The 13,376-nt window shown below is 68.2% G+C and carries 9 protein-coding genes; 7 read left to right on the plus strand and 2 right to left on the minus strand.

Annotated features, from left to right (window positions below):
* Positions 1-10: 10 nt before the first annotated feature.
* Both galE and ABVN73_RS27470 read right to left on the minus strand, forming a co-directional pair.
* A complete protein-coding gene (gene galE / locus ABVN73_RS27465; RefSeq protein ID WP_353862045.1) occupies positions 11-1,006 on the minus strand; it encodes a UDP-glucose 4-epimerase GalE in 996 nt (331 codons plus the stop codon).
* 134 nt (positions 1,007-1,140) lie between these two features.
* Positions 1,141-2,298 carry a glycosyltransferase family 4 protein gene (locus ABVN73_RS27470; protein WP_353862046.1) on the minus strand — a complete coding sequence of 386 codons (1,158 nt, stop codon included), beginning with the start codon at positions 2,296-2,298 and terminating at the stop codon, positions 1,141-1,143.
* Between the two features lie 466 nt (positions 2,299-2,764).
* Here ABVN73_RS27470 and ABVN73_RS27475 point away from each other — a divergent pair, with 466 nt between their 5' ends.
* The 7 genes from ABVN73_RS27475 (at position 2,765) to ABVN73_RS27505 (ending at position 13,362) form a co-directional block, all read left to right on the plus strand.
* Positions 2,765-3,778 (plus strand): calcium-binding protein, encoded by a 1,014-nt coding sequence (locus ABVN73_RS27475; protein ID WP_353861929.1) that lies wholly within the window; start codon positions 2,765-2,767, stop codon positions 3,776-3,778.
* A 207-nt stretch (positions 3,779-3,985) separates the two neighbouring features.
* The gene (locus ABVN73_RS27480; protein WP_353861930.1) at positions 3,986-8,056 is read left to right on the plus strand and encodes a glycosyltransferase; all 4,071 of its coding nucleotides are present in this window, start codon (positions 3,986-3,988) and stop codon (positions 8,054-8,056) included.
* Positions 8,057-8,174: 118 nt separating this feature from the next.
* A complete protein-coding gene (locus ABVN73_RS27485) occupies positions 8,175-8,816 on the plus strand; it encodes a class I SAM-dependent methyltransferase (RefSeq protein ID WP_353861931.1) in 642 nt (213 codons plus the stop codon).
* A 102-nt stretch (positions 8,817-8,918) separates the two neighbouring features.
* On the plus strand, positions 8,919-10,154 hold the full coding sequence (locus ABVN73_RS27490; RefSeq protein ID WP_353861932.1) for a glycosyltransferase family 4 protein: 1,236 nt from the start codon (positions 8,919-8,921) through the stop codon (positions 10,152-10,154).
* Positions 10,151-11,707 (plus strand): class I SAM-dependent methyltransferase, encoded by a 1,557-nt coding sequence (locus ABVN73_RS27495; protein ID WP_353861933.1) that lies wholly within the window; start codon positions 10,151-10,153, stop codon positions 11,705-11,707. The genes ABVN73_RS27490 and ABVN73_RS27495 overlap by 4 nt, the downstream gene beginning before the upstream one ends.
* Positions 11,708-11,995: 288 nt before the next feature.
* The gene (locus ABVN73_RS27500; protein WP_353861934.1) at positions 11,996-12,559 is read left to right on the plus strand and encodes an SIS domain-containing protein; all 564 of its coding nucleotides are present in this window, start codon (positions 11,996-11,998) and stop codon (positions 12,557-12,559) included.
* Positions 12,560-12,666: 107 nt separating this feature from the next.
* A complete protein-coding gene (locus ABVN73_RS27505) occupies positions 12,667-13,362 on the plus strand; it encodes a sugar phosphate nucleotidyltransferase (RefSeq protein WP_353861935.1) in 696 nt (231 codons plus the stop codon).
* Positions 13,363-13,376 lie beyond the last annotated feature (14 nt).

Consider the following 13,376-nt stretch of genomic DNA (forward strand, 5'->3'; position numbering starts at 1 on the left):
GCGCCGCCGTTCAGCCGCCATCGGCCAGACGCCGTTCCCAGGCGAGCGCGGTGCGCACGATGGTGTCGAGATCGTCATGCTGCGGCTGCCAGTTCAGCGTGTCGGTGATGCGTTCCCTGGAGGCGACCAGCTCCGGCGGATCGCCGGCGCGGCGCGGCGCGATCCGCACCGGCAGCGGGTGACCGGCCACCCGTTCCACCGCATCCAGAACCTCCCTCACCGAATAGCCGTGCCCATAGCCGCAGTTGAGGATTCCGCTCTCCCCGCCGTTTTCAAGGTGACGAACCGCGGCGACATGGGCGTCGGCCAGATCGCAGACATGGACGTAGTCGCGAACGCAGGTTCCATCGTGTGTCGGGTAGTCGTCGCCGAACAGCAGCACCTCGGACCTCTTGCCCACCGCCGCCTCACCGGCGATCTTGATGAGGTGGGTGGCGACGGGAGAGCATTGCCCGGCGCGCCCCTGCGGATCGGCGCCGGCCACGTTGAAGTAACGCAGGGCCATGAACCGCAAGCCGTGGGCCGCCGCCGTGTCGCGCAGCATCCATTCGGTCATCAGCTTGGATCGGCCATAGGGATTGATGGGCAGCGTCGGCGAGTCCTCGCTGACCGGCAGCCGCTCGGGAACGCCATACACCGCCGCGGTGGAAGAAAAGACGAACCGGCTCACGCCGGCCCGCACGCAGGCTTCGATCAGGGCGTGGCTGTTCAGCGTGTTGTTCCGGTAATAGGCCAGGGGCTTGTCCACGGATTCGGGGACGACGATCGATCCCGCGAAATGCATGACCGTGCCGATGGCATGCCGCTCCAGGACATCGGCGAGCAGGTCCGGATCGCCGGCGTTGCCCTGGATGAACGGAATCCCGTCCGGAACCGCCGCGCGCCGTCCGGTGGACAGATCGTCGAGCACCACCGTCCGGTATCCCGCCCCGGCAAGCGCCAGCACCGCATGCGCACCGATGTATCCGGCACCGCCCGTCACCAGAACCGTTGCCCGTCCGCTCATATCTCCGGCCCCTCTTCATCCGCTCCGCGCAATCGCCGGACTGTATAATGAGGGCGGGACGGGCACCTTTCCTCTTTGGTGGGCTCTCCTTGGTGGGGACTGTCCAGGAAGGGATAGCCCGGTCCGTCGGGGACTCAGGGCGACCGCGGCCCGGCTTCCGCACCGTCGCGGCCGGCCGCGGTGCGCAGGACGTCGATCAGATGGGGAATGGCACGGTCGAGGGAATAGAGACGCTCCACCTTGTCCCGGCCGGCGGCTCCCATACGGTGGCGCAGACCCGCGTCCAAGGCCAGACGACGCAGGGCATCGGCCCACTCGGCCGGCGTCTCCGCCAGGAAACCATTGACGCCGTGCTCGACGATCTCGCGGTTGGCGCCGATCGGGGACGCGACCACGGGCTTGGCGCAGGCCATGTACTGGATCAGCTTGTACCCGCATTTGCCCCATTCCCAGGGCGTGTCCGTCAAGGGCATGATTCCGATGTCGAACTCGGCGATCCGCTGCCCCTCGGTGTCCTCCCGCCAGGCATGGCGCTCGGGAGACAGGGCGCTCAGCGCCGAGGGCGAAGCACCGACCAGGCTCAGCCGCGCGCCCGACTGGGCAATGACCCGGCGCAGAGGATCGTCCACCAGATCCAGGTAGCGGTCGGTGATCGGGGAACCGATCCAGCCGATCACCGGGGGCTGCAGGGCGGGACGCGGAGGCGAATCCGGGTAGCGGGCCAAATCGACCACGGTGGGCAGGATTTCGATTCGCGCGGCCCCGGCCTGGCAGGCGCGCTCGGCAAGATAACCGTTGCCGACCGTCACCATCGCCGCATGCCGCATCAGGCGGTCGAGCTTGCTTCCCAATATCCTCCGCACCAAGGCCCAGCGGCTGCGGTCATAGATATGGAACCAGGCGTCGTCGTAATCGATCACGTAAGGAACCCGGCTTCCCAGGAAAAGGCGCTCGATTCCATAGGGAAGCCACGGCAGAGCCTCCTTCTCGATCCACAGGAGATCGTAGCGCCCACCCTTCAGGAGGGCGCGCAGACGCCGGACATAGCACGCGACGATCTGAACAGCGCTGCGCGGTTCATTGGCATAGAGCGCAAGAAGATAAGAATCGGGAAGCAAAGGAGCCACATCCACCATCATGGCGGAGGATCTCAGCGCCGGCACGAACTGGTAATGCCGAAGGCGACTGCTCGGCCCCATCTGACCGTAGCGCGACAGCAAGAGAATGCGCATGGCGGCGGGCGGAGCTTTCTCGTTTTTGACCGGCATCGGCCGTTTGGAGCGGATGATCAAATGTTCGGAAACGCCCGGGAGCCGCGGTCCCGTTTCATGACCATAACATTGCCAAGGTCGGTCCGCGCCTGATCCGTGCGGAAAAGAAGCCTGCGCCTTGCGCTACAGCCAAGCATTCCCTCTTCCTATCAAACATTTCGCGCACATCCAAGCAATTGGCCCGGCCCAGGCCGCCAAATTCCTTGAACGGATTCCCCTCCACGCAGAAGCTGCGGATAACGAACCGCCCAAGGATGGTAGTTCCGCCCGGTTTCAAAAATGCAACATACCCATGCCGGAGCCCCACACCCGCAACCTGCCGCCTCTTCTCACACATGCTCTTTTCACGCGACTCCGCCGAAAACACGCATGCTTATCATAGACGTGATAACCTTTTTGGACACTCACTTCGCTCTTGCGACGCGAAAAAGGTTACTGTATGTACTGCCCTAGACCTTAGGGGTAATTCATTAGCGGGGGTTTAACGATGGCGACTGCGGTTACGCTTTCCGGGGGTGTCTCCAATCCGACCAGCATCGGGGTTACCTCGACGGTCGTTGGCTCGGTTCTCTCCAACCCGACCCTGGTGCAGACCTCCGGGCTCGATCTGACCAAGGTCGTGTCCGTGAACGACGCTTCCACGGGTCCGATCACCCTGGGCGGCGGTTCCGGTTCGGGCATCGTCTTGACGGCCCCGACCGCGGCCACGGTCATCGGCGGCACCGGCAACAACGAGCTGATCGCCTCCAACGACGTCAAGGGCACCACGATCACCACCGGCACGGGCTCGGGCACCGTCATCGGCGGCGCCGGCGGCCAGCTGCTGGGCACCGCCGCTTCGGGCAACGGCCGCTTCAACATCTACGGCGGCTCGGGCGACGACACCGTGATCGCGGCGGCCGGCAACAACACCATCACCTCCGGCTCGGGCAACAACATCGTTGCGGCGTTCGGCGGCACCAACGCCATCGTTTCGTCGGGCACCAGCGACACGATCATCGCGGCGGGCGGCAACAACACCATCGCCCTGACGGGTTCGGGCACCGTGTCCGCCGCCGCCGGCAACAACGTGATCTTCGGCGGCTCCACCAGCAGCATGTTCGTGGGTGGTTCGGGCAACACCACCCTGCTGGGCGGCGCCGGCAACGACACGATCTTCGCGGGCTCGTCCTCGACCGGCACCTTGCTGGCCTCCGGCGGCGCCGGCAACGACGTCATCTTCGCGGGCAAGGGCACGAACGCCCTGGTCGGCGGCGACGGCCGTGACCTCTTCGTGTTCAGCTCCGTCTTCGGCGGCGGCAAGTCCGTCATCGCCGACTTCAAGGCCGGCACGGACACCCTGGCGATCACCGGCTACTCGGGCATCACCGCGTCGAGCGTGCTGAACAGCGCCACCGCCTCCTCGGCCGGCGTCGTGATCACCCTGTCCGACAAGACCACGATCCTGCTCTCCGGCGTGACCGACAAGTCGACGCTGAACGGTTCGATCCTCGTTGGATAATAAACCCCGCTATTGACGACTTGGGCCTGCCGAGCGCTCGGCAGGCCCAAATTTTTTCAGCGCAGGGTCTATTCAGAACGGTGCTCATCCAAAGCCGGATTCATTCAGGCTCGATTTTTGCCCAAGCCAGGGATCGCATTTTCCGGCATGGTCGGAGAGCGCCCCCGTCATCGCAGGCCATCTCGCCGCCCCTACCTGCCGGTCCCCATGACACGGACACCCTGGCTGACCACCGCCGGTCAACGTCTGAGCGCATTGCTGGCCGAGTCCCGATTTGCTGAAGCGCAGGCCCTCGCCCTTCAGCTTCTGGGGGACGAGGACAGGCACAGCCAGGCCGCGGTGGCCCTGGCGCAATGCGCCGTGGCCCGCAACGATCTCGGCGGCGCCCTGCGTTGGGCGGAACGGGCGTTCCGCCTCACCCCGAAGGATCATTCCCTGGCCGCCCTGTACGGAGCCCTGCTGATCGCGGCCGGGCGCCCGGACGAGGCGGAGCTCCGGCTTGCCGCAGCCGTCGAGGCGACACCGCTCGCCATGCCGCGCGCCGCCCTTGCCCAATCCCGGATGCTGCGTGGCGACACGGCCGGCGCAAGGCCTCTGATCGAACGGCTTCTTGCCCAAACCCCCGTATCGGCGGTCCCGCTCCTGCCGTCGTTGGCCGACCATCTGGTCCAGGCCGCCGAAGCGCCGGGTTGGATGGCGGCGGATCGGGACTCCCGCATCGAAGGCGCCCTGCGCCGGCGCGACGCGGAGGGCCCGCCGGCGGCCGATGTGCGGATCGTCACCCCGACCGGCCCCCTCCTTGCCCTGCCGCTCGACGCCTTCCTCCGGCGCTTTGGCCACCCCGCCCCCGACGCGGCATCGCCCCGCGCGCGGTTCAGCGTCGTCCTGGGACCGGACGTCCTGGACGGCGCCGGAAGGGCCGACGTCACCATCACCGTCGACGGGACGCCTCTCATCGGCAGCCCGGTGCGCCTTCCCCGCCGCCTTGAGGCGGAAGGCGCGGTGTTTCTGGACGGCGACCGTCTGCAAGGCTGGGCGTGGCTGCCCTCCGACCCGCAGAGCCCGGCGGAACTGCGCATCAGCGATGCGGCGGGACACAGCATCGTCCTGTTTCCCGACCAGCCCGTGAGCGACGCCCCCTTTCTCGGCCTGGAGGATGGGCGGCAAGGATTTTCGGTTGAGCTTGGGGAATCCGGCTTGGCGTCCGGCTGGCTGACCGTCTCCGCCGGTCCGGCCGCTACTCCCTTGGCCGGCTCCCCCGTGTTCTGGCCCGATCAGGCCGCGGCGGAGCATGCCCTGGTCACCCGGGCCGGCGCATCGGACGAGGCGACGCGGCTCGCGCTCGCCCAGCGCCCCGTTCCAATCGGCCCCCGCCCCCGCCGCACCGCGCCTCCGGAAGCGTCGGCGGGCATGATCGACATCATCGTGCCGGTCCATGCGGGACACCGGGAAACCATGGCGTGCCTGTCCAGCGTCCTGGAGACGGTCGCCGGCCTGCCCTGCACCGTCGTCGTCGTCGAAGACGCCAGCCCCGAACCGGAACTCGTGCGGGATCTCGCCGCCCTCGCCGACCAGGGCCGGATCACGCTGCTGTCGAACGACCGCAATCTCGGCTTTCCCGCCACCGTCAACCGGGGTTTCCGGCTTCATCCGGACCGTGATGTGGTGGTCCTGAACGCCGACACGCTGGTTACCGGGGACTGGCTGCCGCGGCTGCGGGCGGCGGCCTACGCCGCGCCCGACATCGGAACGGCGACGCCCTTTTCCAACGATGCGACGATCCTCAGCTATCCCGGCACCGACGAGGAGGAGACCGGCGGGCCGTCCCTGCCCTCCGCCGCCGAGACCGCAGCCCTGCACCGCGCCGCGTCCCGCGCCAATCCCGGCACGGTGATCGACCTTCCGACGGCGGTTGCCTTCTGCACCTACATCCGGCGCGATTGCCTGGCGGAAACCGGCCCGTTCGAGGAGATCCTGTTCGGGCGCGGCTACGGCGAGGAGAATGACTTCTGCCTCCGCGCCCGGCGCCTGGGATGGCGCCACGTCGCGGCGGCGGATGTTTTCGTGGCCCACATCGGAGGCCGCTCCTTCGGCCGCAGCAAGCGGGTTCTGATGTGGCGCAACATCCGGGTGCTGAACCAGCTGCATCCGGGCTATGACCGGTTGATCGGGGATTTCCTGAAGGCGGACCCGCTGGCCGAAGCGCGTCGCCGCATGGATCTGGCGCGCTGGTTCGACGGGCCGGCGGTCCCCTCGGTGCTTCTCATCAACCTCGACCTCGGGGGCGGCGTGTCCCGCCACATCGGGGAGCGCTGCCGCCGCCACGCGCGGGACGGCCTCCGTCCCCTTCTCCTGTCCCCCTGCAAACTCGAGGAGGACTTGCCCCCGGAATGGTGCCGCCTGGAGGATCCGGAACGGCGGGACCTGCGGCACCTCCTGTTCCGGACGGCGGCGGAGATCGACGAACTGACCGGCGTGCTCCGCCGCGCCGGGGTCGGACGGGTGGAAATCCACCACACTCTGAACCATGATCCGGTGGTGCTCGATCTGCCGGCCAGGCTCGGCGTTCCCTATGACATGGTGATCCACGACTACAGCTGGATCTGCCCGCGCATCACCATGATCGGACCGGAAGGGCGCCATTGCGGCGAGCCCGCCCTGGCCTTGTGCGAACATTGCGCCGTACAGCCGGGACCGCGGATCGAAGAGGCGATCACGGTCGCCGATCTCCGCCGCCGCTCCGGCCGCCTGACCGCCGGCGCCCACCGGGTGGTGGTGCCGAGCGAAGACGTGGCCCGGCGCCTTGCGCGCCATGTGCCGCCCTCGCCGATCGTCGTCGAGCCTTGGGACGACGTGGCCCCGGCTCCCGAGCCGCGCCCGCGCCGCGCCCCCGACGGGCGTTGGACGGTGTGCCTGATCGGTGCCGTCGGCGACCACAAGGGGCGCCGCGTCCTTCTGGAATGCGCGCGTGACGCCGCAAGGCGCGGTCTGCCCCTGGACTTCACCATCGTCGGCTACACCGACGACGACGGCCCCCTGTTCGCCACCGGCCATGTGTTCGTGACCGGCCGCTACGATGAGGAGGAGGCCCTGGCTCTGGTTCGCGCCCAGGGCGCCCACATCGCCTTTCTTCCGTCCATCTGCCCGGAAACCTGGTGCTATGCCCTGTCCACCGCCTGGCAGGCCGGATTGGAGGTGGTGGCGTTCGATCTGGGCGCAATCGGCGAACGCATCCGCAAGCGGGGCGGCGGCCATCTTCTGGACCCGGATCTTCCCGCTCCGGCGATCAATGACGCGCTCCTTGGCATCCTTGACCTGTCCGCGCGGTCTGGCGTAGCACTCCAGGCCACCGGGGCCTCGGGGTTCGCGATTCGGCCGTCCCGTGCCTTACCCCACGTGGAGCCTGCGCACAGCTCCGCTCGTTCGCAACACTTTGATGGAATGCCGCCCATGCTTGGCCCCACCTCCTCTCCCGCGACCGGCGCCCAACCCACGCAGATCGTCGCCACCGCGCAGAAAATCACCTTCTCTCCGGGCCTGTTCTCGGTCGTCGTGGTGAGCGGCAGGAGCGTCGCCGAGCCGGGCGGCATGCCGCTGCCGAGCCTGCATCTGGCCCCGGTGCCGACCGGCCAGGGTGGGCGCGCCACCCTCCTGGGGTCGCTGAACGACGGATGGCTGGTCAACCAAGGCGACGCCCTGGTCGTCAAGGTCGAGGGCGAGCCGGTCCAGATGATCCTGACCTCCTACAAGGACAGCGGCCAGCCGGACAACAGCCTCAGCATCCAGATGGCCCGCCTGGATACGGCCGCCGCCGCTCCGGCCGCCTCCCAACCCGCGGCGATCCAGACGCCGCGCACCGTGCCGTTCGAGGTCATGGCCCACATCCGGCAATGCGGGGATCTGCGCTATCCCGGAACCGACTGGGCCGGCCGGCTGGGCGAACAGCTTTGGATCGAGGGCTTTTCCATCACCCTGCAAGACCTTCTGGCGCCGGAGGACATCGAGTACAAGGGCCTGACGGCCAACGGCTGGGAAACGCCCTGGATCGCCGGCGGCAAGCTGTGCGGCAGCCGCGGCCTAGGAACGCCGCTGATCGGCTTCGCCATCCGCCTGCGCGGCAGCGCCGCCGAGCGCTACGACTGCGTCTATCAAGGCGCCTTCGTCAGCGGGCAGCGTCCGGCCGCCAGCCGCAACGGGTCGCCCTGCCGGTCCGACGCGGTCGGCGACGCGCTGGAAGGTTTCCTGCTGCGCATCGTCGAGAAGACCGGGGCGGCCTGACGCTCCGCGGAACCAGCAACCGGCTCCGCCGCCGGCACGGCGGAGCCGCAAGGCCGGACGCCAAGCGCACCCCACGATCCCCCATGGCCCGCGGAGCGACAGCAGAGTGAGCAGAAGCATGTCCATTGGTTCGCAGGGCTCCGCCCATCCGCCAGGCACACGCAAAACCGTCCTCCACGTCGGGTGCGGAAACGAACCGCTGGATCGCGTCGCGGACCTCTTCCCGGCCGGTGAATGGAACGAGTTCCGGCTGGACATCGACCCGAACGTCAAGGCGGACATCGTGGCGTCGATCACCGACATGGCCCCCGTCCCCGACCGTTCCGTCGATGCCATCTGGTCCTCGCACAATCTCGAGCATCTGGACCATCACCAGGTCCCCGCCGCGCTCCGGGAATGCCTGCGGGTGCTGAAGCCGGGCGGGCCTTTTCTGGCCGCCGTCCCCGATCTTGCGGTGGTGGCGGAGGCGATCCTGGCCGACCGGATCGATCAACCGCTTTACCTGTCGTCGCTCGGCCCCATCATGCCGCTGGACATGCTCTACGGTCATGGCCCCTCGATTGCCGAGGGCAACGCCCACATGGCCCACCGGACCGGTTTCACGGCCCGCAGCCTCGGACAGGTCCTGTATGAGGCCGGCTTCGACCCCGTGAAGGTCCTGCGGCGGCCGAACCACGAACTGCTGGCTGTCGCCTTCCGGCCGCCGGCCGCCATGGAATGGCTGTCCGTTTTCGGCCCCTGGCCGGAACCGGCCTCATGAGCGTTGACGCCATGAGTGTCGGGTCATGAATGCCGGCGTCACGACGCCTCGCGTCCCATTCCTTTCGTGCTTCGCAGACTCTTCGAATTCGATGGTCGGGCCATGAATTATCTTTTCATCCATCAGAACTTTCCGGGCCAGTACCAGCACATCGCGGCCTATCTCGCGGCGCAGCCGGGCAACCGCGTGGTCTTCCTGTCGCACGACAGCCAGAACAGCATCGAAGGGGTCGAGCGGATAAGCTATCTGCCGTACCGCCAACCGCACCCGTCCACCCACCATTACATCCGCGAAGTCGAACAGGCGGTGATCTTCGGACAAAGCCTGTACGAACGGTGCCTGGGCCTGAAGAAGGACGGTTTCCGGCCGGACATCATGATCGGCCACAACGGCTGGGGCGAGACCCTTTACCTCAAGGACGTCTGGCCGGATGTTCCCCTGCTGGGCTATTTCGAATTCTTCTACCGCTTCGAAGGGGCCGACATCGCCTTCGATCCGATAAGCCCGGTCACGCTGGACGATGCGCCGCGGGTGCGCACCAAGAACATCGTCAACCTGCTCGGCCTCGACGCCGCCGATTGGGGGCAGACGCCGACCCGCTGGCAATGGTCGCTCTATCCGGAACACGCGCGCCGCCGCATCAGCGTCATCCATGAGGGGATCGACACCGACAGGGTCCGGCCCGATCCGCAGGCGTGGGTTCGGCTGGACGGCCCGAACCTGACCCTCACCCCCAATGACGAGGTCATCACCTACGTCGCACGCAATCTGGAGCCCTACCGCGGGTTCCACATCTTCATGCGGGCTTTGCCGGACATCCTGCGGCGGCGGCCCAAGGCCCATGTGCTGATCGTCGGCGGTGACGAGGTGAGCTACGGCTCCCCGGCGCCGGACGGGCAGACCTACCGCCAGATCATGCTGAATCAGGTGGGGCACGGCCTGGATCTGAGCCGGGTCCATTTCCTGGGCCGTGTGCCCTACCACTCCTTCCTCAGCATCCTCCAGATCTCCTCGGCCCACGTCTACCTGACCTACCCCTTCGTCCTGTCCTGGTCGTTCCTGGAAGCGATGGCCGCCGGCTGCCTGCTGATCGGGTCGGCGACCGCACCGGTGCAGGAGGTGCTGCGCGACCGGGAGAACGGGCTGCTGGTCGATTTCTTCGACACCGCCGCCCTGGCCGAGCGCATCGACGAAGCGCTCGACCATCCCGACCGCATGCGGGAACTGCGCGAACAGGCCCGCCGCACCGTGGTCGAAGGCTACGACCTGCGGACCGTCACCATGCCCCGCCACCTTGCCCTGATCGACGACCTGATCGCCGGAAGGACGCCGCAATGACTCTCTGGTCCGACGGCTACAACGCCGACATCGCCTACACGAACAGCTTCTACCGCGATCTGGCGCCGGGCTATCTCTCCTACGTCTGCCAGCTCGCCGGGTTCCGTGTGCCGGATGTCGACACCCCCTTCCGCTATTGCGATCTCGGCTGCGGGCAGGGGCTCACGCTCAACCTTCTCGCCGCGACCCACCCGCAGGCCGACTTCACCGGAATCGACTTCAACCCCGCCCACATCGCCGCCGCCCGCCGGCAGGCCGACGGGGCGGGGCTTGCCAATGTGACGTTCCGGGAGGAGAGCTTCCAGGAGCTGGCCGCCCGGACCACCGCGGCGACGGAGCCGTTCGACTTCGTCGTGCTGCATGGCGTCTACAGTTGGATCAGCGACGAAAACCGCCAGGCCATCGTCGACTTCCTCGCCCGCGCGGTCAAACCCGGCGGCGTCGTGTACGTCAGCTACAACGCGCTGTCGGGCTGGGCGCCGCTGCTCCCCATGCAGTCCCTGATGCAGGAGCACGCCCGGGCTTTTCCCGGCCGCAGCGACCGGCAGATCGATGGCGCGCTGACCTTCCTCAACCGGCTCAAGGACGCCGGCGCCGGCTATTTCCAGGCCAACCCGGCCGCCGCGCAGCATCTGGCGGTCATGGCGGGCCAGGACCGCCGCTATCTGGCCCACGAGTACCTGAACGCCCATTGGGAACCGCTCAACCACACCCGCGTGGCCCGCGACATGGCGCGGGCGAAGCTGGGCTTCGTCGGATCGGCGACCATTCCCTTCAACGACGACGAACTGGCGCTGCGGCCGGAGCTGCGTGCCCTGATCGCCGAGATCGCGGACCCCCTGCTTGCCGAGGCGATGCGCGAGCTGGCCATGAACCAGCCGTTCCGGCGCGACATCTTCGTGCGCGGCCCGGAACCGATGGATGAGCGCACGGCTCGGGCCACGCTGGGGCGGCGGCGCTTCACCCTGAGCGTGCCGCGCGACGAGGCCCGGCTCGCCTTTCCGGTTCCACTCGGGGAGCTGCGCGGCGATCCGATCATCGGCGGCGCGCTTCTGGACGCCCTGTCCGCCGGCACCCCCAGCTTCGCCGAACTGTCGGCCATGCCCGCCCTGGCGGAGCAGAGCCACGCGACGGTGTCGCAGCTCCTGTCCCTGATGGTGGCCACCCACCACGCCCACCCCGTCGCCGGCGGATCGGCCACGGACGGGCATGCCGCGCGGGCACTCAACCGCAGCCTGGCGCAAACCGCGCTGTCCCAGGAGGAGATGCAGGTTCTGGCGGCTCCGGCGATCGGAACGGCGGTCATCGCCGACAATCTGGACCGTCTCGTCCATGCGGCCCTGGTGTCCGGGGTGGCTCCGGACGACATCGCCGGTCTGGCCGCCTGTTGCGCCGGCATGCTGCGCGCCAACGAACGCCAGCTGTTCGCCGAGGACGGCACCCCGCTCACCTCCCCGGAAGACATGCAGAAGCGGCTGTCGGGCATCCTGGCGAACACCCTGCCGCGCCGTCTGGCCCTCTGGCGGAAGCTGGGCGTGATCGCCGCGGAGTGATCCGGAGCGCCAGCCTTGTGACAACGGCGGGCCCCCCCGGACCAGGGAAACGGCCCCGCCGTCCAGCCATGCCGGCCCGGGTTCCGCAGCGGTCCGGAAGGCCTGGAAAGTAATGGAAAAATCAGCGCGGACAGGAGAAGCGTCCGCACGGTCCGGCTTCACGGCGTACGGTTTCAACCGCTCTTGACACTCTCCGGTGTCCTACCTATCGTCGCGCCAGACGCAAGTCGGACTTGAAATTCGCTTGTCCCATTCCCCACCGTGCATACGGCAGCCGTTGACCCGTCGATGAGCCTTTCCTCCTATCTGGCCGAAGCGGCCGCCCTCATTCAGCGGACGGGCACCCCGGCCCTTGACGAGGCCATGAACGACGCCATCGCCACCATCGCCGACGCGCTGAAGGCCGGCCGGCCGCTGCTCGTCTGCGGCAACGGCGGTTCGGCGTCCGACGCCATGCACATCACGGGCGAGCTGGTCGGACGATTCCTGAAGGAGCGCCGCGCGCTCAACGCGATCTGCCTCTCCTCCAATCCGGCCGTCCTGACGGCCTGGAGCAACGACTACGACTACGCCACCGTCTTCTCCCGCCAAGTGGAGGCCTACGGTGTCGAGGGGGGCGTCCTGCTCGGCATCAGCACGTCTGGAAATTCGGCCAACGTGATCGAAGCGCTGACGACGGCGCGGGCGCTCGGCATGAAGACCGTGGGCCTGACCGGTGAGGGCGGCGGCAAGATGGCCGCGCTGTGCGACCATCTGCTGGCGGTTCCGTCGCGCCGGACCCCGGAGATCCAGCAGGTTCATCTCTGCCTGTACCATTACCTGTGCGAGATGGTCGAGGCGCGCTGCGCATGATGCCGGGCGAACCGGTCGCAGACAGCAACGTTGCAGACATCGGACCGGTCGACGCCATCGTCTTCGCGGGCGGACGCGGAACACGGCTCGCCTCGGTGGTTTCCGACGTGCCGAAGCCTCTGGCACCGGTGGCCGGCCGGCCCTTCCTCGACCATCTGCTCGGCGCCTACGCCGCCAGCGGAGCCGTCCGCCACGTCGTCCTGGCGCTTGGCCATCTGGCCGATGCGGTGATCCGCCACTACCGGGACGTCCCACCCCCGCTGCCGGTGGACTGGGTGGTCGAGACCGAGCCCCTCGGCACCGGCGGCGCCCTGCTGAACGCCCTGCCCGCCACCAGGACCGAAACGGTTCTGGTCGCCAACGGCGACAGCCTGATCGACATGGACATCCACGCGCTTCTCGCCCACCACCGGGCCAGCGGAGCCGGATTGACCCTGGCCCTGACCGAGGTGGACGATGTCGGCCGCTTCGGGCGGGTCCTGCTCGACGGGTCGCGGGTCGCCGGGTTCGCCGAGAAGGCCGCCGGCGGCGGCCGCGGCGCCATCAACGCCGGCGTCTACGTCCTGGACCGCGCCCTTCTCGCCGGACGCCCGCCCGGCCCGCTTTCGATGGAGCAGGACATCATCCCGCGCTTGGTGGCCGAAGGCCGCGTGCAGGCGGTGACCTTCCACGGAGCCTTCATCGACATCGGTCTTCCCGAGACCTACGCGGAGGCCCCCGCCTTCGTGGAGCGGTTGCGGCGTCGGACGGCGAAGGCCGCAGGCGCGACGCCGGATGAGACACAGCCCGGCGGGGAGCGGTAAGGCAGGCGCAGCAC

It is taken from the genome of Azospirillum formosense (assembly GCF_040500525.1).
Lineage (GTDB): Bacteria > Pseudomonadota > Alphaproteobacteria > Azospirillales > Azospirillaceae > Azospirillum > Azospirillum formosense_A.

Bases quoted from the DNA above. Each gene is read 5' to 3' on its own strand.
- ABVN73_RS27495 (WP_353861933.1), top strand. From the start codon at position 10,151: ATGACTCTCTGGTCCGACGGCTACAACGCCGACATCGCCTACACGAAC.
- ABVN73_RS27485 (WP_353861931.1), top strand. From the start codon at position 8,175: ATGTCCATTGGTTCGCAGGGCTCCGCCCATCCGCCAGGCACACGCAAA.
- ABVN73_RS27475 (WP_353861929.1), top strand. From the start codon at position 2,765: ATGGCGACTGCGGTTACGCTTTCCGGGGGTGTCTCCAATCCGACCAGC.
- ABVN73_RS27480 (WP_353861930.1), top strand. From the start codon at position 3,986: ATGACACGGACACCCTGGCTGACCACCGCCGGTCAACGTCTGAGCGCA.
- ABVN73_RS27490 (WP_353861932.1), top strand. From the start codon at position 8,919: ATGAATTATCTTTTCATCCATCAGAACTTTCCGGGCCAGTACCAGCAC.
- ABVN73_RS27500 (WP_353861934.1), top strand. From the start codon at position 11,996: ATGAGCCTTTCCTCCTATCTGGCCGAAGCGGCCGCCCTCATTCAGCGG.
- galE (WP_353862045.1), bottom strand. From the start codon at position 1,006: ATGAGCGGACGGGCAACGGTTCTGGTGACGGGCGGTGCCGGATACATC.